The 24,764-nt window shown below is 62.0% G+C and carries 28 protein-coding genes; 13 read left to right on the top strand and 15 right to left on the bottom strand.

The window, feature by feature from the left end; genetic code table 11:
• Positions 1 to 18: 18 nt before the first annotated feature.
• Positions 19 to 579: a 16S rRNA (guanine(966)-N(2))-methyltransferase RsmD gene (gene rsmD / locus ACZ9HU_RS13270; protein WP_476105589.1), complete on the bottom strand. Its 561-nt coding sequence runs from the start codon at positions 577 to 579 to the stop codon at positions 19 to 21.
• Positions 576 to 1,622, bottom strand: coding sequence for a pseudouridine synthase (locus tag ACZ9HU_RS13265; protein ID WP_476105587.1), 1,047 nt, complete (start codon positions 1,620 to 1,622; stop codon positions 576 to 578). Before ACZ9HU_RS13265 ends, rsmD begins: the two co-directional genes overlap by 4 nt.
• Positions 1,623 to 1,753: 131 nt before the next feature.
• On the opposite strand from ACZ9HU_RS13265, the gene ACZ9HU_RS13260 reads away from it, so the two are divergent.
• Positions 1,754 to 3,460 (top strand): AmpG family muropeptide MFS transporter, encoded by a 1,707-nt coding sequence (locus ACZ9HU_RS13260; protein WP_476105585.1) that lies wholly within the window; start codon positions 1,754 to 1,756, stop codon positions 3,458 to 3,460.
• Positions 3,461 to 3,711: 251 nt separating this feature from the next.
• Here the strand turns inward: ACZ9HU_RS13260 and ACZ9HU_RS13255 are convergent, their stop codons facing one another.
• From ACZ9HU_RS13255 to trpB, 4 genes are read right to left on the bottom strand one after another with little or no spacing between them, the layout of a single operon-like run.
• Positions 3,712 to 5,028 (bottom strand): bifunctional folylpolyglutamate synthase/dihydrofolate synthase, encoded by a 1,317-nt coding sequence (locus ACZ9HU_RS13255; protein WP_476105583.1) that lies wholly within the window; start codon positions 5,026 to 5,028, stop codon positions 3,712 to 3,714.
• Positions 5,029 to 5,051: 23 nt separating this feature from the next.
• Positions 5,052 to 5,906 carry an acetyl-CoA carboxylase, carboxyltransferase subunit beta gene (accD, locus tag ACZ9HU_RS13250; RefSeq protein WP_476105582.1) on the bottom strand — a complete coding sequence of 285 codons (855 nt, stop codon included), beginning with the start codon at positions 5,904 to 5,906 and terminating at the stop codon, positions 5,052 to 5,054.
• Entirely contained in the window at positions 5,903 to 6,703 is an 801-nt protein-coding gene (trpA, locus tag ACZ9HU_RS13245) for a tryptophan synthase subunit alpha (protein ID WP_476105580.1), read from the bottom strand. Before trpA ends, accD begins: the two co-directional genes overlap by 4 nt.
• Positions 6,700 to 7,932: a tryptophan synthase subunit beta gene (gene trpB / locus ACZ9HU_RS13240; protein WP_476105578.1), complete on the bottom strand. Its 1,233-nt coding sequence runs from the start codon at positions 7,930 to 7,932 to the stop codon at positions 6,700 to 6,702. The genes trpA and trpB overlap by 4 nt, the downstream gene beginning before the upstream one ends.
• 324 nt (positions 7,933 to 8,256) lie before the next feature.
• On the opposite strand from trpB, the gene ACZ9HU_RS13235 reads away from it, so the two are divergent.
• Complete coding sequence (locus ACZ9HU_RS13235) at positions 8,257 to 8,730, top strand: outer membrane protein (protein WP_476105577.1); 474 nt, start codon at positions 8,257 to 8,259, stop codon at positions 8,728 to 8,730.
• Between the two features lie 206 nt (positions 8,731 to 8,936).
• On the top strand, positions 8,937 to 9,404 hold the full coding sequence (locus ACZ9HU_RS13230; RefSeq protein ID WP_476105575.1) for a hypothetical protein: 468 nt from the start codon (positions 8,937 to 8,939) through the stop codon (positions 9,402 to 9,404).
• Between the two features lie 20 nt (positions 9,405 to 9,424).
• Here the strand turns inward: ACZ9HU_RS13230 and ACZ9HU_RS13225 are convergent, their stop codons facing one another.
• The 6 genes from ACZ9HU_RS13225 to radC all read right to left on the bottom strand — a co-directional run bounded on the left by ACZ9HU_RS13225 (position 9,425) and on the right by radC (position 13,777).
• A complete protein-coding gene (locus tag ACZ9HU_RS13225; RefSeq protein WP_476105574.1) occupies positions 9,425 to 10,069 on the bottom strand; it encodes a phosphoribosylanthranilate isomerase in 645 nt (214 codons plus the stop codon).
• A 4-nt stretch (positions 10,070 to 10,073) separates the two neighbouring features.
• The gene (locus ACZ9HU_RS13220) at positions 10,074 to 10,577 is read right to left on the bottom strand and encodes a GNAT family N-acetyltransferase (RefSeq protein ID WP_476105573.1); all 504 of its coding nucleotides are present in this window, start codon (positions 10,575 to 10,577) and stop codon (positions 10,074 to 10,076) included.
• Positions 10,578 to 10,581: 4 nt separating this feature from the next.
• Positions 10,582 to 11,259, bottom strand: a complete 678-nt coding sequence (gene pyrF, locus ACZ9HU_RS13215; RefSeq protein WP_476105571.1) for an orotidine-5'-phosphate decarboxylase — start codon at positions 11,257 to 11,259, stop codon at positions 10,582 to 10,584.
• Between the two features lie 10 nt (positions 11,260 to 11,269).
• Entirely contained in the window at positions 11,270 to 11,590 is a 321-nt protein-coding gene (locus ACZ9HU_RS13210) for a lipopolysaccharide assembly protein LapA domain-containing protein (RefSeq protein WP_476105570.1), read from the bottom strand.
• Positions 11,591 to 11,680: 90 nt separating this feature from the next.
• A complete protein-coding gene (gene purB / locus ACZ9HU_RS13205) occupies positions 11,681 to 12,994 on the bottom strand; it encodes an adenylosuccinate lyase (RefSeq protein WP_476105569.1) in 1,314 nt (437 codons plus the stop codon).
• Positions 12,995 to 13,063: 69 nt separating this feature from the next.
• A complete protein-coding gene (gene radC / locus ACZ9HU_RS13200) occupies positions 13,064 to 13,777 on the bottom strand; it encodes a RadC family protein (protein WP_476105723.1) in 714 nt (237 codons plus the stop codon).
• Positions 13,778 to 13,932: 155 nt separating this feature from the next.
• Between radC and ACZ9HU_RS13195 the strand changes: the two genes are divergently transcribed.
• From ACZ9HU_RS13195 to ACZ9HU_RS13155, 9 genes are all read left to right on the top strand, one after another.
• Entirely contained in the window at positions 13,933 to 17,091 is a 3,159-nt protein-coding gene (locus ACZ9HU_RS13195; RefSeq protein ID WP_476105567.1) for an intermembrane phospholipid transport protein YdbH family protein, read from the top strand.
• Positions 17,088 to 17,411, top strand: coding sequence for a YnbE family lipoprotein (locus ACZ9HU_RS13190; protein WP_476105566.1), 324 nt, complete (start codon positions 17,088 to 17,090; stop codon positions 17,409 to 17,411). Before ACZ9HU_RS13195 ends, ACZ9HU_RS13190 begins: the two co-directional genes overlap by 4 nt.
• Entirely contained in the window at positions 17,411 to 17,806 is a 396-nt protein-coding gene (locus tag ACZ9HU_RS13185) for a YdbL family probable chaperone protein (RefSeq protein ID WP_476105564.1), read from the top strand. The genes ACZ9HU_RS13190 and ACZ9HU_RS13185 overlap by 1 nt, the downstream gene beginning before the upstream one ends.
• Positions 17,807 to 18,129: 323 nt before the next feature.
• Positions 18,130 to 18,450, top strand: coding sequence for an AtpZ/AtpI family protein (locus ACZ9HU_RS13180; protein WP_476105563.1), 321 nt, complete (start codon positions 18,130 to 18,132; stop codon positions 18,448 to 18,450).
• A 101-nt stretch (positions 18,451 to 18,551) separates the two neighbouring features.
• Positions 18,552 to 19,313: a F0F1 ATP synthase subunit A gene (locus tag ACZ9HU_RS13175; protein WP_476105721.1), complete on the top strand. Its 762-nt coding sequence runs from the start codon at positions 18,552 to 18,554 to the stop codon at positions 19,311 to 19,313.
• A gap of 62 nt (positions 19,314 to 19,375) precedes the next feature.
• Positions 19,376 to 19,603, top strand: coding sequence for a F0F1 ATP synthase subunit C (locus ACZ9HU_RS13170; protein ID WP_168603674.1), 228 nt, complete (start codon positions 19,376 to 19,378; stop codon positions 19,601 to 19,603).
• A 154-nt stretch (positions 19,604 to 19,757) separates the two neighbouring features.
• Positions 19,758 to 20,249, top strand: coding sequence for a F0F1 ATP synthase subunit B family protein (locus ACZ9HU_RS13165; RefSeq protein ID WP_476105561.1), 492 nt, complete (start codon positions 19,758 to 19,760; stop codon positions 20,247 to 20,249).
• Positions 20,242 to 20,808 carry a F0F1 ATP synthase subunit B family protein gene (locus ACZ9HU_RS13160; protein WP_476105560.1) on the top strand — a complete coding sequence of 189 codons (567 nt, stop codon included), beginning with the start codon at positions 20,242 to 20,244 and terminating at the stop codon, positions 20,806 to 20,808. The genes ACZ9HU_RS13165 and ACZ9HU_RS13160 overlap by 8 nt, the downstream gene beginning before the upstream one ends.
• An 80-nt stretch (positions 20,809 to 20,888) precedes the next feature.
• Positions 20,889 to 21,077: a DUF4169 family protein gene (locus ACZ9HU_RS13155; RefSeq protein WP_476105558.1), complete on the top strand. Its 189-nt coding sequence runs from the start codon at positions 20,889 to 20,891 to the stop codon at positions 21,075 to 21,077.
• Positions 21,078 to 21,087: 10 nt separating this feature from the next.
• Here the strand turns inward: ACZ9HU_RS13155 and gloB are convergent, their stop codons facing one another.
• From gloB to rpsA, 3 genes are all read right to left on the bottom strand, one after another.
• On the bottom strand, positions 21,088 to 21,846 hold the full coding sequence (gloB, locus tag ACZ9HU_RS13150) for a hydroxyacylglutathione hydrolase (RefSeq protein WP_476105719.1): 759 nt from the start codon (positions 21,844 to 21,846) through the stop codon (positions 21,088 to 21,090).
• Between the two features lie 28 nt (positions 21,847 to 21,874).
• Positions 21,875 to 22,069 (bottom strand): hypothetical protein, encoded by a 195-nt coding sequence (locus ACZ9HU_RS13145; protein ID WP_476105557.1) that lies wholly within the window; start codon positions 22,067 to 22,069, stop codon positions 21,875 to 21,877.
• 156 nt (positions 22,070 to 22,225) lie between these two features.
• Positions 22,226 to 23,929 carry a 30S ribosomal protein S1 gene (gene rpsA / locus ACZ9HU_RS13140; protein WP_476105556.1) on the bottom strand — a complete coding sequence of 568 codons (1,704 nt, stop codon included), beginning with the start codon at positions 23,927 to 23,929 and terminating at the stop codon, positions 22,226 to 22,228.
• Positions 23,930 to 24,318: 389 nt separating this feature from the next.
• On the opposite strand from rpsA, the gene ACZ9HU_RS13135 reads away from it, so the two are divergent.
• Positions 24,319 to 24,762 (top strand): hypothetical protein, encoded by a 444-nt coding sequence (locus ACZ9HU_RS13135; protein ID WP_476105555.1) that lies wholly within the window; start codon positions 24,319 to 24,321, stop codon positions 24,760 to 24,762.
• Positions 24,763 to 24,764 lie beyond the last annotated feature (2 nt).

Genomic DNA, 24,764 nt, shown 5'->3' with positions numbered 1-24,764 from the left:
GTCTAGACCCTCGCATTTTTACCCTTCCTGCTTTTCCTCAACACGGAAGATCGTAATCTTTGCCTTGCCCACTTTACGCTCGGCATCGACCACAAACCCGCGCACCCGCGGATCCTCGGTCGCCGCCGTTTCCAGCGCGACCCATGTGCCTTCACCGATCCAGCCAAGGCGGCGCAGCTTGTCGATCGCCACCTGTCCCGCGCCGGTGTTATAGGGCGGGTCGAGCAGCACGAGATCGAGCGGCTCTTTGGTCGCGGTCAGGGCCATTACGCTCCCTGCGCGCACGTCGCAGCGCGTGTGGGCTTTCAGGTTGGCGATATTGGTGCGGATCGCGCGGATCGCGGGGGCGGCCTGTTCAACGAACAGGCAATGCGCCGCGCCCCGGCTCAACGCCTCAAGGCCCAGCGCGCCCGATCCTGCGAACAGGTCGGCCACGCGCAATTCCTCAAACCCGCCAAGGCGGCTGTTGAGCATCGAGAACAGCGTTTCGCGCGTGCGGTCGGCGGTGGGGCGGGTGTCGTCGCCTTCGGGCGCGGCCAGTTTACGGCCACGCCATTCGCCAGCAATAATCCGGATCATTCCCCGCGCGCCTTTGCGAATTTCAGCCCCTTGCGGAAGCGTTCGACCTGCACCTGCGGGATCTGGATGGCCTGACCACGGGGCAGATCGAGCAATTCGAACGGCCCGTATTTGGTGCGCATCAGGCGGCTGACCTGAAGCCCCAGCGCTTCGAGAACGCGGCGCACTTCGCGGTTCTTGCCTTCGCTCAGCGTCATTTCGATCCACTGGTTGCGGCCCGTGCGGCGCTCCATATTGGCGTCGATGCGGCCATAGCGGATGCCGTCCACCTCGATGCCTTCCATCAGTTCCTCAAGCCGGTCCTGCGAAATGTCGCCAAAGGTACGGGCGCGATAGGTGCGCGGGATACCGCTGCTGGGCAATTCCATGGCCCGCTTCAACTCACCATCATTGGTCAGCAGCAGCAGACCTTCGGTGTTAAGGTCAAGGCGGCCGATCGGCATCAGGCGCGGCGTATCGGCGGGCAAAGCATTGCGCAAAGCCGTATAGATCGTCGGACGCCCCGCCGGATCGCGCTCTGCGGTGATCAGGCCGCTGGGCTTGTGGAAGGCATAGAGACGGGCCGCTTCGGGCGCCTTTACCGGATTGCCATCCACCGTGACGCCCTTGAGCGTGGTGAGCAGCGTGGCGGGCGTGGTGATCGTGATATCACCCACCTTCACGCGGCCCGCCTCGATCAGGCGCTCAACCTCGCGGCGGCTTGCCACGCCCGCGCGGGCCAGCAACTTGGCAACGCGTTCGCCTTCACCTTCCAACTTGTTGATCGGTTCGGGCGCGGGACGGGCGGGGCGGGGGATGCGGGGCGGATAAAGCTTGCTGGAGCTTTGGCCGGTGCCCTGCGGCTTGCCGCCATATTGGCCCGATTTGCCGCCATAGGCAGGCTTTCCGCCACCACTCTGGTATCCGCCGCTCTGGGATTTTTCCCCACGCGACGTCTGCGGTTTCCCGCGGGGGGCGGCGTCGGACGCGCGGCCATTGCGCGCAGAAGGACCGCGCGACGAGGGGCCTTTTGAAGGCCCATTGGGATTCTTGGGATAAGACATGGCGCCGCCTTACTCCTGTTCGGGCAATAGGTCAAAAGCCGGGGAAAGTGCCCAGAATTGCTCTTTCTTTTTCTTCACCAAACCGCCTAATCTGCGCGCTTCATTTTCCGCCTTTTCAGGATGCATTTGCCATGGCCAGCAGCGCCCCGAATACTCCCTCTGCCGCTGCTGAAAAACCGCCGCGGCCCAAGGGGCTGGCGCTGCTTCGCGTCGCGCTTTCCACGCGCAAGGCCGGGTGCATGCTGGGCTTTGGCTTTTCCTCGGGCCTGCCTTTTGCGTTGCTGATCGGCACTTTGAACGCCTGGCTGGGCGAGGTGGGGATCAAGCTGGCGACCATCGGCGTCCTGTCGTGGATCGGCCTGTCCTATTCGTTCAAATTCCTCTGGGCGCCGTTGGTCGACCGGGTAAAGCTGCCGGTTCTTGAAACGCTGGGCCGCCGGCGCAGCTGGATTTTGCTGTGTCAGGTGGTGTTGGCCATCGCGATTGCCGGATTGGCCGTGACCGATCCCACCACGGCTATCGGCACCTTTGCCATCATCGCCTTTGTCGCCGCCTTTGCCAGCGCGACACAGGACATCGCCCTTGACGCTTGGCGCATCGAAAACGCTGATGAGGACACCAGCCTTGAGCTGCTGACCGCGCTTTATCAGTTCGGCTATCGCACGGCCTCCATCGTGGGCGGGGCGCTGGCGCTGATGCTGGCGGCGCGTGTGTCTTGGCCGCAGGTTTTCGGGGCGATGGCGGGATTGATGGGGTTGATGGCGCTGGTCACGCTGCGTGCGCCTGATACAGAGCGGACGATTACCGCACGCCTTCATGTCGATCTGGGGCAACCGGGCGAATTGGCGCCGGGTACCCGCGCGCTGTTGCTGTTCATTGTTTTGGCCAGCTGGATCTGGGCCATTGCCACGATCGCCCATTTTATGGTCACGATGCTGGCGCCGGTGGCTCCGGGTGGCAAATTGCCGTCGGTCGCCGAATTTACGAAAACGCAGGGGCCGTGGATTGTCGCTGCGACGGTTTTTGTTCCGTTGATCGTGGCCAGCGTCGCCAACCATCTCAAAGCCCGCGCGCTGGGCGTTCTTGCGCAAGAGGACCATGCCCATGGGCCGTCGCGCACGATTGCCAACCATATCTACGCGGCGCTGGTCACGCCTCTGGCCGAATTGGCGGGACGGTTGAAGGCGGGCGTGCTGGTCGTCCTCGGTTTCATCCTGACCTATGCGTTTTGTTATAATATCTGGTCCAGCTTCGCCTTTCCCTTCTATCTGGACTACCTGCATTATACCAAGGATCAGGTGGCCTTTGCCTCCAAAATCTTCGGCATTATCATGACGATGTTCGGGATTTCTCTGGGCGGTTATCTGTTCCTGCGGATTGGGCGCTTTCCCACCGTCCTGCTGGGCGCGATGCTGCCGCCGCTGGGCAATCTGCTCTATGCCGACCTTGCCGATGGCGGGCATGTCATTGACGCCTTTGCCGGGGCCATCGGGCTGGACCGCCTTGGCGCGGCGCTGGGGGCGGACGCGCGGATGCTGCGCCTGTTGCTGGCCATCGTCTATGAAAACATCGCCACTGGTCTGGCTGGTACGGCCTTCGTTGCCTATGTTTCCAGTGTCGTTTCCAAGCGCTATACCGCCATCCAATACGCCCTGCTCTCCTCGCTGACGTTTCTTGTCGGCACGTTGGGCCGCGGCGTCGCGGGCGAGGCTTTTGACACCTATGGCTATGGCCCGGTCTTCCGCGCCACCGCTCTGGCGGGCGTGGTCAGCGTCTCCTTTGTGCTGATGGAATGGGTGCGGGTCAGCCGGGCTGAAGCGAAGACGGTTAATGGGTAAGAGTTTGCCTCCGGCGGGCAAAGGGACTTGTCCCTTTGCAATCCCGATAATGGGGTGGCGGGAGGTTGGCCGGGTGGCGTTAGGTCTATCGGGTGAAAGCCTGCGGCGCGGCTATATCAGCCTTAAAGCGCCGCAGGCTTTAAATACCGGCGCATAGTCATTAGAATGTGGCTGCTGGCCCCCGCAACGCCGACAGTAATGGGATTGCAAAGGGACAAGTCCCTTTGCCCGCCGGAGGCATTTTTCTAACCTTAATCCGGAAATTCCAGATTCCGCCGCAACACGTCGCCAGCCAAATAGAGCGACCCGGCAATCAACACATCACCCTCCGCCGACAACGCCCGCAATGCCCGCTCCACATCTTCGAACGGTTGAGCAGGAAGCGCGGTAAAGGGTGCGAAATCCTCGGGCCGGTGGGCATCATGGCCGGGCGCGGGAACGACGCTGAGCGAGAGCAATTTGCCCGCCAGCGGCGCGATGATGGCGCTGGGGTCTTTGTTGGCCAACATGCCCGTAATCAGGTGGAATTTCGGCGCGTCGGCAAAATGGCGGGCGATGGCAAGGCCCGCATCGGGATTATGCCCACCGTCCAGCCATACCGCGCGGCCCCCGGCCAGAGCCGTCAGCGGGCCATCGCCAAGCCTTTGCAATCGCGCGGGCCAGCGGGCGGCAAGGATACCGGCTGCCATGGCTTCGGGGCTGACCGTGACGGCGTCCTGATGCCGGATCAACGCGACGGCCAGCGCCGCATTTTCGGCCTGATGCCGCCCGGCGAGTCGGGGCAGGGGCAGTGAAAGCGCGCCCGCCGCATCGCGATATTCAATCGTTGCGCCGATTTCTGCCGACCATTCGCGCCCGCGCCGGACCCATGGCGCACCTGCCTGTGTGGTCAGCGCGGCGATCTGTTCCTCGGCGACGGCGGGATAATCCAGCGTAACCATCGGTGTGCCTGGGCGCACGATCCCACCTTTTTCCCACGCGATGCGGGCCAGCGGCATTTCCGGCGCGCCTTCTTCGGGGCGCAGCAAAAAGCCTTCGTGGTCGATGCCCAGCGTGGCAATGCCGGTGACCGCGGGGGTGGGGATGACATTGGTCGCGTCCAGCCGCCCACCAAGCCCGACCTCGATCACACAGGCGTCGGCGGGGATGCGCGAAAAGGCGAGAAAGATCGCGGCGGTGGTGACTTCGAAAAAGCTCGGCCCCAGATCCTCGCCCGCGTCATTGGCGTCCAGCACTTCGGCCAGAAGCGAGGCCAGCAGGTCGTCCTCGATCAATTTGCCCGCCAGCCTGATCCGCTCATTATAGCGCACCAGATGCGGCTTGGTGGCCGAATGCACGGTCAGCCCCTGTGCCTCCAGCATCATACGGACATAGGTGCAGGTGCTGCCCTTGCCATTGGTGCCAGCGACGTGGAACACGGGGGGCAGGTGCCTTTCGGGATTACCCAGACGCGCCAGCAATCCTTCGATAATCTCCAGCCCCAGCCGACCCTGCGGCACAGAAAGCTGTTCAAGGCGGGCCAATTGCGCGGCCACGCCGGGGTGGTCCGAGATGGCAAAATCCTTCACCGGATCACCCCATTCGTCGTGCTTCAGGCCGCCTTGGCAGCCGTAAGATAGGAGAGTACCTGCGCCAGTTTTTCGCGCAGGGCATGGCGGTGGACGACCATGTCGACCATGCCGTGATCATGCAGATATTCCGCGCGCTGGAACCCTTCGGGCAGCTTTTCGCGGATCGTGTCCTGAATGACGCGTTGACCGGCAAAGCCGATCAGACAGCCCGGTTCAGCAATCTGCACATCGCCCAGCATGGCGTAGGATGCCGTCACGCCGCCCGTCGTCGGATCGGTCAGCACAACGATATAGGGCAGGCCTGCCGCATTGAGGCGACGCACCGCGACCGTGGTCTTGGGCATCTGCATCAGCGAGAGGATGCCTTCCTGCATACGCGCGCCACCGGCGGCGGTGCAGATCACATAGGCGCACTTTTCCTTGAGCGCGCGCTGTGCGCCCGCCACGAAGGCCGCGCCCACGGCCATGCCCATCGAGCCGCCCATGAAATGGAAGTCCTGAACCCCCAGCACGACCTTGTTGCCCTCAATCTTGCCAAGGGCGTTGGTCAGCGCATCGGGATGCGGATTGGCGGCGCGGGCGGCCTTCATGCGGTCGGGATACTTTTTCGTATCGCGGAATTTCAGCGGGTCGTCCTTGACCTTGGGCGTGGGCAACACGGTGAAGCCGGGATCGAGCAGCTGCGCGAAACGCGCGTCGGTGCCAATACGGCCATGATGATCACAGCGCGGGCAGACCGAGAGTTTCGCCTCATATTCCTGAGCGAACAGCATCTCGTTGCAGTTCTTGCACTTGATCCACAGGTTGTCGGGCGTGTCGTCCTTCTTCGCGGTCAGCGAGGAAAGCGAATTGCGTACTTTGTTAAGCCAGCTCATGCCAGCGCCTTAGCGTTATGAACCGCGTCTGCCAAGGCGGCGGTCAATTCGCGCACCGGGCCTGCGGCATTCGCGCCATGCTGGGCCACCAATTCGACCAGCGCCGAGCCGACGACAACGCCTTCGGCATGTTGGGCAAAGGCGGCGGCTTGTTCGGGCGTGCGCACACCAAAACCAACCGCGATGGGCAGGTCGGTGCCCGCCTTGATACGTTCCATGGCTTCCTTGATCGAATCCACGGCGGCTTGCTGCTTGCCCGTCACGCCCGCGACCGAGACGTAATAGATAAAGCCCGACGAACCTTCGACCACAGCCGGAAGGCGTGCCGGATCAGTCGTGGGCGTAGCAAGGCGGATGAAGCTGATGCCATGCGCGCGCAAGGCCGGGCCGATCTCGGGATCTTCCTCGGACGGGATGTCGACACAGATGATGCCGTCAACGCCTGCCTCGGCGCATTGCGCGGCAAACCATTCGGACCCGCGCGCAATCATCGGATTGGCATAACCCATCAGCACCAGCGGCGTTTCGGGATGGCGGGCGCGGAAATCCCTGGCGATGCGGAAAACGTCCGCCGTCTTGGTCCCGGCGGCAAGGCTGCGCAGATTGGCGGCCTGAATCGCGGGACCATCGGCCATAGGATCGGTAAAGGGCATGCCCAATTCGATCACATCCGCCCCGCCCGCGACCAGCGCATCAAGGATGGCGGGCGTGGCGTCCGGCGTGGGGTCGCCCCCGGTGATGAAGGTGACGAGAGCGGGGCGGCCTTTAGCGAAGGCGGCGGAGAGGCGGGCGCTCACAGCTTGACTCCCAGCTTGTCGGCAACAGTGAAAATGTCCTTGTCGCCGCGGCCGGAGACATTGACGATGATGATCTGATCCTTGCCCATCTTGGGCGCCACTTCGGGCAGCGCGGCAAGGGCATGGGCCGATTCGAGCGCGGGGATGATCCCTTCCAGCTGACAGCAGAGCTGGAACGCTTCCATCGCCTGATCGTCGGTTACGGGCAGATATTTCACCCGGCCAATATCATGCAGCCAGCTATGTTCCGGTCCGATACCGGGATAATCCAGACCCGCCGAAATCGAGTGGGCCTCGGTGATCTGGCCGTCCTCGTCCTGCAGCAGATAGGTCTTGTTGCCATGCAGGATGCCGGGCTTGCCGCCGGTCAGCGAGGCGGCATGTTCCTTGTCCAGCCCGTGGCCGCCGGCCTCGACGCCGATCATCTGAACGTCGGTGTCGTCAAGGAAAGGGTGGAACAGGCCGATGGCGTTCGAACCGCCGCCCACCGCCGCGATCAGCATGTCGGGCAGGCGTCCGGTGCGGTCGAGCAATTGCGCACGTGCCTCGGTGCCGATCACGCTCTGAAAATCGCGGACCAGTTCGGGATAGGGGTGCGGGCCAGCGGCGGTGCCGATGATATAGAACGTGTCATGCACATGCGCGACCCAGTGGCGCAGCGCCTCGTTCATCGCATCCTTCAGCGTGGCCGCGCCGCTGGTGACGGGCACCACTTCTGCGCCCAGCAGCTTCATGCGGAAAACGTTGGGTTGTTGGCGGGCAACGTCCGTCGCGCCCATGAAGATCGTGCAGGGCAGGCCAAAGCGCGCGCAGACCGTCGCGGTCGCCACACCATGCTGGCCCGCGCCGGTTTCGGCGATAATCTTGGTCTTGCCCATGCGGATGGCCAACAGGATCTGGCCGATGCAATTGTTGATCTTGTGCGCGCCGGTGTGGTTCAATTCCTCGCGCTTGAACCAGATCTGTGCGCCCCCGAAGTGCTCCGTCATGCGCGGCGCGAAATAGAGCGGGCTGGGACGGCCCACAAAATGCGCCATCAGATCGTCAAATTCGGCCTTGAACGCGGGGTCAGCCTTGGCGGCCTTATATTCGCGCTCCAGATCGAGGATCAGCGGCATGAGGGTTTCTGCCACATAGCGCCCCCCGAATTGGCCAAAATGGCCACGTTCATCGGGTTGCGTGCGCAATGAATTGGGCAGGGGCGAATTCGGAATGGTGGCGGTGTTCATAGTGGGAATCCGCCTGCCACGGCATGCGCGCCAAGTCCAGTCCCGCCAAAAGGGCAATTGGTGCGCAGGCCCGCCCAAAATGCGGTGAACCGAGATTGTTACATCTTGCGACAAATACGGCGCGTTCATGCCTCAATGCCGGTTTTCTGCGCCAAAATCGCATAGTGACATAGTTTTATGAACGAAATCTGACATTTGCCTGACTTTCCCATTCACCTATGCGTCAGGCGACCAGGCCCAGATGGGCGGCAGGCGCCGATCAACGATGATCGCCACAGTGACGGATGTCGTCGGCGCCCAGGGATAACAAACGGAGTAACAATTATGCGTCTGGTTCTTTTCTCGCTCGCCGCGTCGCTGGCTGTTGCCGCGCCTGCCATGGCTCAGGGCGAAACCAATGGCATGGGGGCCCGTTTTGACGTTCACACCGGCGCGGGCTGGAACGATGGTCAATCTGTGCAGGGCACCGTGGGTGCCACGCTGGGTTATGACATTGCCACTGGCGGCAACACCTTCGTCGGCCTCGAAGAATCGGTCGACAAGGTTCTGACCAGCCAGGACAAGGCTCGCTTCAGCACCACCGCCCGCCTTGGTGTCCGCGCCACCCCGAATGACAAGGTCTATGGCCTGGCCGGTTACACCTATGGCAAGGGCCCGAACGGCGCGCATATCGGCGCCGGTATCGAGCACAGCCTTGGCAAGCAGTATTTCACCAAGGTTGAATATCGCCATACCTTCAACGAAGACAATGCCAAGGACAGCAATGCTGCTCTGGTCGGCGTGGGTATGCGCTTCTGATAAGGTCTGAATAATTTCAGCCTCGAGAGCGGGCGGCTTGCATGGTGCAGGCCGCCCGTTTTCGTTTGTCGGTTATGGAGCGCGGCATTTTGATCATAACGATCTGATTTATTTGTCATATCGTCGCATTTTTATTGATCCCGTATAGACAAATCAGGCGCGATGGCAGAGTTCGGCTCAAATTTGGGAAAATGGGGAACTATTCCATGCGTCGTCTGACATTGACTTTGGCCGCTGCTGCGGCCGCCGCGCTGACCTCCACTGCGGCGCAAGCTGGTGAAATCCGGGTCGAAGGCCGCGCCGGCGTCAGTTGGCAGGGCAGCAGTTCGGTGCGCGGCACCTATGGCGCGGCCGTTGGTTATGACACGTCGCTGGGCGCGCTGGGCAATGGCGTTTTTGCCGGGGTCGAAGAATCGGTTGATCGTTCCGCCGGTGGTAACAGCACGCGCTGGGCAACATCGGGCCGAATCGGGGTCAAGGTGCTGTCATTGGGCGCGCTTTATGGCGTGGCCGGTTATCATTATGGCGCGGGGCCGAATGCGACCTCGATCGGCGCGGGGTATCAGCAGGGCCTTGGCCCGGTTTATGGCAAGCTCGAATATCGCCATTACATGAACGAGGACGCATGGCGTCCGGGTGACGCAGTGACCGTCGGTTTTGGCGTCAAATTCTGATGCCCGAATGGGCGGTGGGTTTAACCCGCCGCCCGCACCGCGTCGCAAAAGGCGGCAATTTTCGCCGCATCCTTGACGCCCGGCGCGCTTTCGACGCCCGAAGATACGTCAACGAAATCCGCGCCCGTTGCGCCAATGGCCTCGCCGACATTGCGCGGGTCCAATCCGCCCGCCAAAATCCATGGCAAGGCATGGCGATAACCCGCCATCAACGACCAATCGATGCGCAGGCCCGTACCGCCGGGAAGGTCGGCCCCCTCGGGCGGCTTGGCGTCATAAAGGATGCGGGCCAGCCCCTGATAAGCGCGCGCCGCATCCAGATCGGCGGTCTTGCGCACACCAATCGCCTTCCACACGGGCAGGCCGTGCGCCGCCTGAATGTGCAGGCTTTGCGCCGGGGTTTCCTTGCCATGCAATTGTATCACGTCCAGCCGGACCGTCTGGCGCAGGCGGTTGAGAAAATCGGCCTCTGGATCGACAAACAGGCCGACAATTCTGGCGCGCCCTGCGGCATGTTCGGCCAGCGCCGCGGCCTGTTCGATCCCGACATTGCGCGGGCTTTTGGCAAAGAACACCAACCCGATATGGTCCGCCCCGGCGGCAATGGCCGCGTCCAGGTTGATCCGGTCGGAAATGCCGCAGATCTTGATGCCGATACGCGCCATGTGATCAGCCCAGCGCCTTTTCCAGAACCACCATCGTCAGATGGTCGAATTCCGGCACGGGAAAGGGGCGAATTTCGCCGGTCTGGGCATAGCCGCGCCTTTCGTAATAGGCGATCAGTTCGGTGCGCGGGGCGACCACGGTCATTTCCATGCGTTTGGCGCCGAAATCTTGACGGGCACGTTCTTCGGCCTGGGCAATCAACATGCGCCCCAATCCGCCGGCCTGAAGCGCGGGATCGACGCAGAGCATGCCCAGATAGGCGACATCATCATTGCGCCGAGTGATCGTCACCGTGCCGATGAAGGCATCACCACGTTGGGCAATCAGCAGGCGGTTGGATGGATCGGCCAGAACCCTTTCCAATTCCGCTACCGACGTCCGGTTGTCATCCAGCAGATCAGCCTCATGCGTCCAACCGCCCCGCGCCGAATCGCCGCGATAGGCGCGTTCAACCAGAGCGTGGAGCGCAGGCAGATCCTGCACCGATGCAACCCGAATGTCGGTCATGGGTTTACAGTGTGCCTTCGATGGAGCGGGCGGCGGCTACCGGGTCTTCGGCCCGCGTGATCGGGCGGCCAATGACCAGAACGCTGGCCCCGGCATCGCGCGCGGCGCGCGGCGTCACCGAACGCTTCTGATCGCCCAGAACGCCATCGGCGGGACGCAGGCCGGGGACGACGAAATAGCCATCCTTCCACTGACGGCGGATATCGCCCACTTCATGGCCCGAACACACGATGCCGTCGACGCCCGCGCTGTGGGCCAGTTCGGCAAGGCGCAGCGCCTGATCGCTGGCGCGGTTGGCGTAACCGATGGCGGACATATCATCATCATCCAGGCTGGTCAGCACGGTCACGGCCACCACCTTGGTATGCTCGCCTGCTGCGGCCTTGGCGTCTTCCATCATCGCACGCCCGCCCGAAGCATGGATCGTCACGATGGCCGGTTGCAGCACATGGATCGCCTGCATCGCGCCCGCCACCGTATTGGGAATGTCGTGCAATTTCAGGTCAAGAAAGATCGGCAACCCCACCTTGGCCAGTTCATGCACGCCGTGGTGACCATGGGCGCAGAAGAATTCCAGCCCCAGCTTGATCCCGCCCACGTGGTCCTTGATCCGCCGTGCCAGCGCTTCGGCGGCATCAAGGCGGGGCAGGTCGAGGGCGACATAGATCGGATTGTGGTTCATCTTTTGCGTCTCAATTCTTGTCGGCTGCGGCGTCAAGTTGGGTGGCGGTGGCGATGGGCGGTGTCGGGGTTGCGGCGCGCAGCGTGTTTTCAAGGCCGGCAATGCGGCGCCTCAGACGCCAGATCTTTGCCTTGGCCACCAGCCACACCGGCACCATACCCGCCACAAAAGCGGCCATGGCGATCAGCCCCACCGGCCAATCGACATGCAGATAGCCATTATCCAGCGGCCACAGATTGATCGAGGTCTTTTGCCAGTTGATCGCCACAAAGGACGAGATTAGCGCAGCGACCAGAACCCAGAGCGCCGTCCGTAAGATCTGCAAGGTCATCCCCTCCTGCGCGGCCATTCATGAACGTTCATGCTAGGCCGTAATGATGCGGATGAAAAGGGGCGCCAATCACGGCGCCCCATCACCAGTTCAGGCGCCGAACACGCGATCAAAGATCGTGTCGACCGCCTTGAAGTGATAGTCGAGGTTGAACTTGTCCTCGAGCTGCTGCGGCGTCAGGGCCGCGGCGACTTCGGGATCGGCTTTCAGCAGTTCGAGCAGCGAAAGCTGTCCGTCCGATTCCCACACCTTCATCGCATTGCGCTGAACCAGACGGTACGAGGCGTCGCGCTCCAGACCCGCCTGCGTCAGGGCCAGCAGCACGCGCTGCGAATGGACCAGACCGCCCATGCGGTCGAGGTTCTTCTGCATGCGTTCGGGATAGATAACCAGCTTGTCCACCACGCCGGTCAGGCGGGCGAGGGCAAAGTCGAGCGTGATCGTCGCATCCGGACCGATGTAACGTTCGACCGAAGAGTGCGAAATATCGCGCTCATGCCACAGCGCCACGTTTTCCAGCGCGGGCGTAACCGCCGAACGAACCACGCGGGCCAGACCCGTCAGGTTTTCGGTCAGCACCGGGTTGCGCTTGTGCGGCATCGCGCTCGACCCCTTCTGGCCGGGCGAGAAATATTCTTCCGCTTCCAGAACCTCGGTGCGCTGAAGGTGGCGGATTTCCACGGCGAGGCGTTCGATCGACGAGGCGATGACGCCCAGCGTTGCAAAGAACATTGCATGGCGGTCGCGCGGGATGACCTGCGTCGAAACGGGTTCCACCGACAGGCCCATCTGCTCGGCCACATAGACTTCGACGCTGGGGTCGATGTTGGCAAAGGTGCCGACGGCGCCCGAGATCGCGCAGGTGGCGATGTCTTCACGTGCCGCCACTAGACGCGCACGGTTGCGGGTGAATTCGGCATAGGCCTCGGCCAGTTTCTTGCCGAAGGTGGTCGGTTCGGCGTGGATGCCGTGGCTGCGCCCGATGGTGGGCGTGTACTTGTGTTCAAACGCGCGGCGCTTGATCGCGGCCAGCAGCGCGTCGATGTCCTCGATCAGGATGTCGGCGGCCTTGGCCAACTGTACCGAAAGGGTGGTGTCCAGCACGTCCGAGGAGGTCATGCCCTGATGCATGAAGCGCGCTTCGGGTCCGACCTGTTCGGCAACCCAGTCGAGGAAGGCGATCACGTCATGCTTGAGGATGGCTTCCTTGGCGTCAATGGCGGCCACGTCGATCTTGGGGTTGGTCGCCCACCAGTCCCACAGCGCCTTGGGGCCGCTTGCGGGCACAACGCCCAACTCGCCCAGCTTTTGCGTGGCATGGGCTTCGATCTCGAACCAGATCTTGTAACGGGCTTCGGGTTCCCAGATCGCGGTCATCGCGGGGCGGGCGTAACGGGGTACCATATGTGTCTCCGGCGCAGATTCTCTTGGGGCCGCCGCTAGGGCCTGATGCGCGCAAAGGCAAGTTTTGCGTTATAACAGCCCCCGCTGGCGCAGCGAAACATGGCCTTCGCGCCCGATGACGACATGATCATGCACCGCAATGCCCAGATGATGTCCCGCATCGGCAATCTTCTGTGTGATCTGAATATCGGCCTTGCTGGGTTCGGGCGAACCCGAAGGGTGATTGTGGACCAGAATCATCGATGCCGCGCCCAGATCCAGCGCCTTGCGGATCACTTCGCGCGGGTGGATCGATGCTTCATCAAGACTGCCATCGCCCAGATGTTCGTCGCGGATCAGGCGAAATTTGGTGTCCAGATAGAGCGCGCGGACCCGCTCAACATTCAAATGGGCCATATCGATGGTCAGATAGGAAATCAGCAATTGCCAGGAATTGAGCACGGGCTGCTCGCTGACCTGATGGCGGGCAAAGCGCCTTGCGGCCAGAGCCACGATGCGGATCGCGGCGGCGCTGGTTTCGCCCATGCCGGGGTGTTGCACCAAAGCGGCCGAATCGGCATTGAACACCCCGGCCAAAGACCCGAACCGGGCCAGCAGGCTTCGCGCCAGCGGTTTGGTATCGCGGCGCGGGATGGCCGTGGTCAGCAGATATTCGATGATCTCATGATCAGCCAGCGCCCCTTCGCCGCCATCCAGCAACCTTTTGCGCAAACGGGCGCGGTGGCCGGTTGCATCATGGGCTGCCCGGTCGAGATTTTCCGCCTCGCGATGGGCGATGCGCATGTCCTGATTATCGAACAATCCCACAACGGCTGCTTCCCGAAGACGGTTTTTGTGGCCCTTGTCACTATCTTTGGTCACACTTGTCCCCCGGCCCATCGCGGCAATTGCGTATAAGCATTGCCTTTCTCGGCCCCCTCGCGCAAGAGTCCTCCACGATGGATGATGTGCCTCCTGATGGTGAACAAGAGCAGAGCGCGCGTGGGCGCGGTCGGCAACTTGCCCTTGCGGGGGCGGGGCTGGTGGCCTTGGCGCTGGGCCTTGGCTGGGCCGAAAGGCTGGAAATTGCCGATGCGATTCTGGGCCGTGAACTAAGGCGGCTGGATCTGGCGGCCTCATACCGGATCGTTGATCTGGATACGCGCCATGCGGTTTTGGCCGATGTGGTGGTGGGCGATCCCAAACACCCCGATGCGGTGATCCCGCGGGTCGAGGTTTGGGCGGGGCTTGCCGGATTTACGCCGGGGATTACGCGGATCGATGTCACATCGCCGCGCGTCTTTGCCGCCATGCGCAATGGGCGGATCAGTTTTGGCGCCATCGACAAATTGATGCAGGGCGGAGGACAGCCGTTCGCGGGCTTGCCCGATATCGATCTGCGGATTGCGGGCGGGGTGATGGCGATCTCCACACCGGCGGGGGGTATTGGCGCCACCCTGTCGGGGCAGGGCAGTCTGGCCGGGGGTTTTGACGGGCCGCTGGCCGTGTCGGCGCCGCATTTGCGGGCGGGCGGCTGTGATGGCGGTGTCCGTCTGATCGGGCGGTTGGGCGTGACGGGCGGGGCGCCCATCATTAATGGCATGACGCATCTGTTGCCGACGACTTGCGGTGGAGTGAAACTGGCCGCTTCCCAGATTGGGGTGAAGGCCAAGATCGCCCCGATGCTGGACGGCGGAGATGTCGAACTGGCGCTCAAGACCGGGGCGCTGACCATGCCGGGTACGCGGCTTGGGGCGATTACCGGGCCGCTGCGATTGGCCATGCGCGATTCGGCGATCAGTGCGATTGGCGATATCACCGCCCATGACATTGCCGCTGGCGGTGTGACGGCCAAGGATGTGAGTGTAGAGGGCCGTTTCCGCGCTCCAATGACGTTGAGTCGTTTGGATGGCGAAGGCAACGTGTCGGGTCATGGCGTCACGCCGGATAAGGCCGCCTATGCTGCCTTGGTCAATGCAAGGCGCGGGGTGGCGGGCACTCTGGCCGAGCCTTTGCTGGCGCGGATCGAACAAAGCCTGCGCAAGGAAACCCCGCGCAGCCGTCTCGAAGGTCGGTTCAATTTGCATGCCAGCGAAGGGCGTTTCAGCCTTGTTGCGCCTTTGATGCGGCTGGTGGGGGCGTCGGGTATGCCCTTGCTGGATGGTGACCGGCTGACGCTGGTGCGGGAAAAGGGCGATGTGCCGCGCTTTACCGGATCCTTGCGCGGGGCTGCGCCGGGGCTGCCGCGCTTTCTGGCGGAAATTCCCAAGAATGGCGGGCCGATTCGCCTGAGCATGGCCGAATATCGCGGTAATCAGGGCGCATCGCTGACCCTGCCCAAGGTGGAGATTTCGACCAAGGGCGGACAAGTCCGCTGGCGTGGTGAGGCTGTGGCGTCGGGCGCTTTGGCCCAGGGCGTGAAGGTCGCCGCGCTGCGCCTGCCGTTGGAAGGTGTGGCGGGCAGGGGTGGCGCGCGTCTGTGGACGGGTTGCACGCCGGTTTCCTTTGCCGGGCTTGAGGCCAATGGCTTGAGCCTGAGCGCGAGCAAACTGTCGGCCTGTCCGCTTGGCGGGCCGCTGCTGGCCGTGGACAAGGGGGGATGGCGGGCCGGGATCCGGCTGGCAGGTCTGGACCTGAACGGCCGGATGGGCGATTCGCCTTTGAAGGTGAACAGTGGACCTTTGGAATTGCGTGCGGGCAACGGGCGCGATTCGGCGTTGAGCGTGGGTCAGGTCGCGGTCCAATTGGGCAAGCCGGGTGAGGCTTCCGTCCTCAAGCTGGCCTCGGTCACGGCGTTGATGGGGGCGGGTTTTTCGGGTGAGTTCAAGGGGCTGACCGGTAATCTGGCCGCGGTGCCTTTGTTGATTCGCGATGGTGCGGGCCATTGGCGCTATGGCGAAGGCACGCTGGCGCTCAGCGATGTGGCGATGCAGGTGGCCGATGTGGAGAAGCAGGAGCGCTTCGCCCCTCTTTCCGCGCGCGGGGCCAGCCTGACCATGGCCAATGGCGTGATTCGCGCCGATGCTTTGTTGCGTGAACCCAAGAGCGATCGACAGATCGTACAGGTCGCCATCACGCATGATTTGGCCGGCGTGAAGGGCCATGCCGATCTGACGCTGGACGGGCTGTCCTTTGACAATGCCCTGCAACCCGATCGGTTGAGCGTTCTGGCGCAGGGCACAATCGCCAATGCGGCCGGCCGATTCGACGGCACGGGCCGCATCGAATGGGCCGATGGCAAGGTGAGCAGTCGCGGCAGGATCACCACGCAGAGCTTTGATTTTGCGGGCATGGCCGGTCCGGTAAAGGGTGTCGCCGGGACGGTGGAGTTCACCGATCTGCTGGGCCTTGTGACGGCACCGCATCAATCCTTGCGCATCGGGTCGATCAATCCGGGCATCGAGGCCACTGATGGCAAGATGCGCTTTACCATGCATCCGGGCTATCTTCTGGAAATTGAGGATGCCCGCTGGCCCTTCCTTGATGGCGAGATGGAGATGCTGCCCACGAAGCTGCAATTGGGCGGGGCGGCGGTGCGCCGATTCGAATTGAAGCTGTCGGGTGTGAATGCCGCCAAGCTGATCACGCATATGGAAGTGTCGAATTTGGCCGCGACGGGTCTGTTCGACGGTCGCATCCCCTTGGTTTTCGACCAGAACGGCGGGCGCGTGTCGAGTGGCGAGCTGATTTCGCGCCCGGGTGGCGGTTCGGTCTCCTATGTGGGCGAATTGAGCTATCGGGATCTGACGCCGATGGCCAATCTGGCCTTTCGCACGTTGCGTGACGTGCAATTTAAGGAAATGCGAATCGGTCTGGACGGCGATCTGGCCGGTGAGGTCGTCACACGCGTTTCGATGAAGGGGTTGAGCCAGGGCAAGGGGGCTTCGAAGAACTTCCTTACCCGACAGGTGGCCAAATTGCCTTTGCAATTCAATGTGAACATCCGCGCACCTTTTTATCAGATGATCGGTTCGCTGCGTTCGCTTTACGATTCGAACTATATCGGCGATCCGCGTGACAAGGGCCTCAGCCTGCCCAATATGCGCGTGATGCCCAATCAGCCTCAGCCCACAAAAACCGCAACCATTCAGCCTTCAGTCAGCGAGCATCGTCCATGAAGCGTATTAGATTGACCCGCCGCCCCGCCGTGGCCAAACATTCCCGTATGGACCAGCGGGAATTTCAACAGGGCAGGGCGAAGGGGCCGGGCGGACGTCTGTTGCCAGCCTTGCGAGTGGATTGGCGCAAACGACCCGCCCGGCTGGGGGTGGCAGCCCTATCGCTTGGCATGATGGCCGCGTTGTCGGGGTGTATTACAGTCAGCGCGCCCGACAAGCCGATCGTGATCGAGCTGAACATCAACATCAAACAGGAAGTCATCTATCGTCTGGCCGCCGATGCGGGCAAAACGATTGATAGCAATAAGGATATCTTCTGATGTCGCGCGTAAAAGCTTCTGTTTCGCCCCTGTTGGCCGCTGTGCTGCTGGTGCCGTTCATGGCGGGCCATGCTTTGGCGCAGGCGCGCGATCCGGCCTATGCCGCCGCGCGTTCGGCCGGACAGGTGGGGGAAATGCCCACCGGCTATCTGGGGATTGTTGGCGCATCGTCGCCCGATCTCAAGCGGCTGGTCGATGACATCAACATCAAGCGCAAGGCGGTCTATGCCGAGCGGGCGCAGGCCCAGCATGCCACGGTGGAGGAATATGCCTTTACCACGGGCTGCAAGCTGGTTTTGTCGACCCAGCCGGGGGAGAAATATCAGACCCCTGATGGCAGTTGGCAGGTGCGCGGGGCCGGGGCTCCGGTGCGCGACAGCCGCTGTCCGGCCTGAACGGTAAGAACAGTTCAAGATGCGGCCGCGCGGGGGCAACCTCGCGCGGCTTTTGTTGAGGTGAATGGCAAGAAGTGATTCGCGGATGGGCGTTTAGATGTCCGACAATTGCGCGATCTTCGTCGGTTCCCACATTTTCTGCGCATACGTACCCGCCTGAAAATGGCCCGAACGGCTTTATGCTACCTTACTACTACCTAGCGACCGGTTGACTTGGGCTAACCCCCCGCCTAAGGGGCAGGCGCCCTGAGCGGACAGCCGTTGCACATGGCTCTTTTTAGCCCCACAGTCCGGTCCAAGGACAAATGAGGCGGGAGAGAGTTTTGAACGACGAGCCGAAGGCACAGGATCAACGCGGTGAGGATGCGCGCCTTGCAGCACTCGATGAACGCCTTAAAGCCGTTCGGGAGCGCGAGGATATGCGTAAAACGCCGAACAAGGGGGCTCAATCGGACGACAGCTATCGTCTGGGCAACCGCGTTCTGGCTGAGCTTATCGCGGGGATCGGTGGCGGCGCGTTTATTGGCTGGACCATAGACCAGTTGATCGGACGCGGCCATTGGGGTCTGTTGGTGGTGATGGGGCTTGGCACCTTCGCCGCTTTCAGGAACATTATCCGGATTTCCACCCGGCGGTCTGAATGATCCTTGAACAGGGTCGCCCCAAAGAAGGGGTTATCAAAGACCGCTAATGATGCATAGGCAAGGGGGCATAAAGCGTGGCCGAACAGGGCAAAGTCGATCCGATGCACCAGTTCATGATCGAGCCGCTTTTTGGCACCGATCAGTGGACCATTGCCGGGCACAACATTGCTTTCACCAATTCGGCGCTGTGGATGCTGATTACTTTTGTCGTGCTTCTCGCGTTTGTCGCGGGCGGCGCCAAGGGTCAGACTGTTCCCGGCCGTTGGCAGGTGATGGTAGAAGGTCTGGTTGGCTTTATTGACAACCTGCTGGCCGCCAATGTTGGCCCCAAGGGCAAGAAGTATGTGCCTTACATCTTCTCGCTGTTCAGCTTCATTCTTTTCTCGAACGTGCTGGGCCTGCTGCCGCTGGGCCTGATCAAGGGCGTTCATCCCTTCACCTCGACCAGCCACTTTACGGTGACCGGCGTTCTGGCGATCCTGTCCTTCTCGATCGTGCTGATCGTGGGCTTTGCCCGCCATGGCCTGCACTTTTTCAGCCTGTTCGTGCCGCATGGCACGCCTGCTTGGCTGCTGTGGCTGATCCCGGTGATCGAACTGATCTCGTTCCTCGTGCGTCCTTTCTCTCTCGCCCTGCGTTTGTTCGTGGCGATGATGGCCGGCCACGTTCTGCTCGAAGTGCTTTCCAGCTTCGTGATCAGCTCGGTTAATTCGGGCGCCCTGTGGGGCACTGTTGTCGGCATCCCCAGCTTTGCGCTGATGATCGCCATCTGCGCTCTGGAAGTGCTGGTTGCCGGCATTCAGGCTTATGTTTTCGCGCTGTTGACCTCGCTGTATCTCAACGACGCTGAAAACCTGCACTAAGTTTTCAAGACGTACTTCAAAGCCTTTCAACCAACGAAATTCGTTCAAAAGGAGTTATGGAAATGGAACCTGCAAGCGCAAAGCTGATCGGTGCTGGTCTGGCCGCTATCGGCGCCGGTGTGGCTGCCCTGGGCGTGGGTAACGTGTTCGGTTCGTTCCTCGAATCCGCTCTTCGCAACCCCGGCGCCGCTGATGGTCAGCAGGGCCGTCTGTTCATCGGCTTCGCGGCTGCTGAACTTCTGGGTCTGCTCTCGTTCGTCGTGGCGATGATCCTGATCTTCGTTGCCTGAACGAATGTTGGTGAACCTGGCCGGGGCATGCGCCCCGGTCGGGATCGCCATTTGAATTTCCTGGCCCGGTTTTTCCCCTTGGGATAATATCGCGGCCTTGCGGTGACACCGTCAGGTCCATCCGGCCCGACGCACAGCGACCGGAACCTAAGTGATGCCTCAGATTGCGCAGCTATCCGCAACCTATGCGTCCCAGATCTTCTGGGCGCTGATCTTCTTCGGATTTGTTTTCTTCGTCATTGGCCGCGGCTTTGTGCCCAAGGTTCAGGCGACGGTGGCAAATCGCGACAAGCAGATCGCTGATGATCTGGCCGCTGCCGAAGCCGCGCGCCGCGCCGCCGAAGCTGATGAAGCCAATTGGGCTGCAACCAGCAACAAGCAGCGCGCCGAAGCACAGGCGTTGATCGCCAAGGCCAAGGCTGATGCCACCAAGGCGAGCGAAGTTCGTCTGGCTCAGGCCGCCTCTGTGGTGGATGGCCGTCTGGCCGAAGCCGATGCGCGTCTTGCCACGGCCCGCGCCGAAGCACTGGCCGAAATCGAAACCGTTGCCAGCGAAGCGGCCAGCGACATTGTCGCCCGCCTTGCCGGCCTGAGCGTGGAAGGCGATGCCGCCCGCGCCGCCGTGAAGGAGGTCCTCCATGGCTGATCTTGCTACTCTGGCCATTCTGGCTGCTGGCGCTGCTGAAGCGGCAGGCGAACATGGCGGCCATGAAGCTGCCGAACCGCTGATGCTGGGCTTTGCCACGGCGCCGCAGATCGTTGCCGCTTCGATGGCGGTGCTGATCCTCGTGGCTCTTGTGCTCAAGGTTCCCTCGGTGCTTACCAAGGGGCTGGACGGCAGCATTGCCGAAATCCGTAAGCAGCTTGACGAAGCCAAGGCGTTGCGCGCCGAAGCGGACAAGTTGCGTGCGGAATATGCCGCCCGTATTGCCGGCGCCGAAAAGGAAGCCGCGCAACTGGTCGAGCATGCCAAGCATGAAGCCCAAGCGATCATCGCCAAGGCTGAAGCTGATACGACCGCTGTGATTGCGCGCCGCGAAAAGATCGCTGGTGACAAGATCGAAGCGGCTGAACGCGCGGCGGTTGCCGAGCTTCAGGCCAAGACGGCGGCGGCCGCTGCTGCTGCGGCTCGCGGTCTGATCGCTGGTCGTTATGGCGTGGATGCTGACAAGGTTCAGGTCGACGCGGCGATTGCCGGTCTCTGATTCGATCATCAGATCTGGTGGAAAGCCCCGCTTCGGCGGGGCTTTTTGCGTTTGGAGCCGGGAATGGCTAAGAGGTGCGCATGGCAGAGATTATAAACTTGCGTTTGGCCCGCAAGGCGAAGGCGCGCAGCGAGGCTGAAAAACAGGCACACGCCAACCGTACGCTGCATGGGCAGACCAAGGCGACCAAAATGGCGGCCAAGGCGGAGAAGCAGCGCGTAGAGCGCCATCTCGAAGGCGTTAAGCGCGACAGCAGCATCGAGCCGTGACAGATAGGGCTCAAAAGCTGTTTTTGGCCTCTCTCAACGCCGCAAAGGCGGTCACAGCGTCCGCTCCCCACCGAGCCTGAATGGCCGCGTCGTCGGCGCGCAGGAACGGATTTGTCACCAATTCGCGATCGAGGGGGAAGGGGACTGTCGGTTCCTCATGTGCCCGCTTACGGGTGATTTCATCGACATAGGCGGCCAAGGTGTCATTGTCCGGATCGGCGTACAATGCGAAACGGGCATTGCTGGCCGTATACTCATGGGCGCAGTAGATGGTCGTTTCGCCCGGCAGCGCCTTCAAACGCTCCAGACTGGCCCAGAATTGCGCCGCCGTCCCTTCAAACATGCGCCCACACCCCAATGCGAACAGCGCGTCCCCAACAAAGGCGATGGACGCGGCGGGCAGGTGATAGGCAATGTGGCCCATCGTATGGCCGCCCACATTGATCACCTGTGCTTCCCAAGCCCCCAGCCAAACCGTGTCGCCCTGATCAACGGTCCGATCCACCCCTTCGATCTTTGCCGCATCGCCCACCGGCGCGGTAATGACGCATTCGGTCGCAGCCTTGATGGCCATATTGCCGCCCGCGTGATCCGCGTGCCAATGGGTGTTCCAGATCTGGGTGATCCGCCAGCCTTTGGCTTCAGCCTGACGCAGATATTCATCGGCATCGGGCGTGTCGATACAGGCGGTTTCGCCCGATTCGGGATCATGGATCAGAAACCCATAATTGTCCGATAGGCAGGGGAATTGGTGGATTTCCAGTGGCATGACGGTTTCAATTTCCATAGCATGAGGGTCAGGGGAAATTGATGTTTCCCAGCCCATAGATCGTTCTGACCATGTGATGTGGCATAAGTCGGCCCAGTTTCCCATGGCCGATGAGGTCTTTGATGGTGTCGATTGAGGTTTCCACATCGGAAAAGTCGAGGCCTTGTGGAGCATCCAGCATCGGGTAATTCCACCATTCAAGAGCAAGCAACCGCTCGACCACGGGTTCCGAAAATCGCCTTCACGAGTTTTCTGGTCCAACCCAGCGCAATTCCAGATGCCGCCAAATTGGTTCCGCCCGCCATTGAGGACACAAAAAACCCGCCCGGATCGCTCCGAGCGGGTCTTTGTTTTCAGGCAACTGCCCGAAGGTTCAAGCTTACTGCTTGGCCTTCAGAGCGGCGCCCAGGATGTCGCCCAGCGAAGCGCCGGCATCCGAGGAACCGTACTGTTCGACGGCTTCCTTTTCTTCGTGCAGCTGACGCGCCTTGATCGAGAAGCTGGGCTTCTTCGAACGGTCGAAACCGGTGACCATGGCGTCGATCTTCTGACCAACCTGGAAGCGGTCGGGGCGCTGTTCGTCGCGGTCACGACCCAGATCCGAACGCTTGATGAAGCCGGTGGCGCCATCGTCGCCAGCCTGCACTTCGAGGCCGCCGTCACGCACTTCGAGCACGGTCACGGTGACAACTTCGTTGCGCTTCAGGTTCGAACCAGCAGCGGTCGAAACGCCGCCAGCGGCCGGGGCGCCCTTTTCGAGCTGCTTGATGCCCAGGCTGATGCGTTCCTTTTCGATGTCCACGTCCAGAACGATCGCCTTGACGCTTTCACCCTTGCGGTGCAGCGCCAGCGCGTCTTCGCCCGAGATGCCCCAAGCGATGTCCGACATGTGGACCATGCCATCGACTTCGCCGTCCAGACCGATGAACAGACCGAATTCGGTGGCGTTCTTGACTTCGCCTTCGACGGTCGAACCAACGGGGTGACGTTCGGCGAAAGCTTCCCAGGGGTTCTGCTGAGCCTGCTTGAGGCCGAGCGAGATGCGGCGCTTGTCCGAATCGACTTCCAGCACCAGCACGTCGACTTCCTGCGAGGTCGAAACGATCTTGCCGGGGTGGACGTTCTTCTTGGTCCACGACATTTCCGAAACGTGGACCAGACCTTCGATGCCGGCTTCCAGTTCGACGAACGCACCATATTCGGTGATGTTGGTCACGGTGCCGCGCAGCTTGGCGCCAACCGGGTACTTGGCGGCAACGCCATCCCACGGATCCGATTCCAGCTGCTTCATGCCGAGGCTGATGCGCTGCGTGTCCTGGTTGATGCGGACGATCTGCACGCGCACGGTGTCGCCGATGGCGATCACTTCGCTCGGGTGGTTCACGCGCTTGTAGCTCATGTCGGTGACGTGCAGCAGGCCGTCGATGCCGCCCAGATCAACGAACGCACCGTAATCGGTGATGTTCTTGACGACGCCGTCGATGATCTGGCCTTCCGACAGGTTCTGGATCAGGCCGCTGCGCTGTTCGGCGCGGGTTTCTTCCAGAACGGCGCGGCGCGACACGACGATGTTGCCACGGCGACGGTCCATCTTGAGGATCTGGAACGGCTGGGGAACGTCGAGCAGCGGGGTGACGTCGCGCACGGGGCGGATGTCGACCTGCGAACCAGGCAGGAAGGCCACGGCGCCGTCGAGGTCGACGGTGAAGCCACCCTTGACGCGGCCGAAGATGACGCCTTCAACGCGCTTGCCTTCGCCAAATTCGTTTTCAAGCTTGTCCCAAGCGGCTTCGCGACGAGCGCGGTCACGCGAGAGCATGGCTTCGCCATCGGCGTTTTCGACGCGGTCGACAAACACTTCGACTTCGTCGCCAACCGACAGACCGTGGGGCTGACCGGCCATGGCGAATTCGCGCAGCGGAACGCGGCCTTCGCTCTTGAGGCCTACGTCGATGACGGCCTTGTCGTTTTCGATGGCGGTGATGGTGCCCTTGACCACGCGGCCTTCAAAGCCGCCGCCGGCGGCGCCGCCGAGCGATTCGTCAAGGAGAGCCGCGAAATCGTCGCGGGTCGGGGTGCTCATAAAAGAGTCCTTCAAATCTAACGTTCTTCCGGCCAGGCGGTTGGGAGCTTCTCTCCGTCCGCCGGTCTTTCCTCCGCCGCCGCACCATGCGAACGTCGGGCCAAAAAGGGCCGAACCGCCATGGAGGCCGGATGCCATCCACAGCACCCACCCATGGCAAGCCACAGGCAGACCGGCGGCGCCTAGTCCAAATGGGGGCTAAAGGCAAGGAAAATGCGGCTGTTGGGCGGCCCTATGTACCGCGGCGTAACGGTCCCTATCGTCAAAACGGTTCGTCTTGCGATTGGGGCAGGCCATCTTGGCTGTACGGATCGTTCATTTTCCGCAAAGGCAGCCGTTGGTTTGAGCAAAATTCCAATGGATGGAAGTCATTTGAAGGAGGTGAACCCATGCGTAAATCTTTGGGTCTGATGGGGGCAAGTCTGGTTGTGGCGTCGCTGGCGCTGTCGGGTTGCGCGACGAAGGGTTCGGTCAAGCGGGCGCAGGCGCGGGCCGATGAGGCCTATGTTTCGGCGCAGGCCGGCAATGGCGCGGCGGCCCGCGCGCAGGGGACGGCGGACAATGCTCTGGCCGCATCGGGCCGGGCACAAGGTTCGGCGGACGCGGCCAATATCGCGGCACAGAACGCGGGCAATTCGGCCAATTCGGCCAATGCCTTGGCGGCGGCCGCGGCGGCGGACGCCCGTGCGGCGCGCGCTCAGGTCGCCATCCTGAAGGCCCGCCTGCACAAGCTGGAGGTCAAGAGCAAGGCGCGCCACCACGCCAAGTCACATGCCAAAAAGAAGACCGTGGCGAAGGAAGCCGAAGTCACGCAGGCCCAATTCCGCCACTAAGG

The organism is Novosphingobium sp. Sphag1I (genome assembly GCF_056279125.1).
Note: the sequence above shows the minus strand (reverse complement) of the source record. Positions and strands in the feature narration are given on the sequence as shown.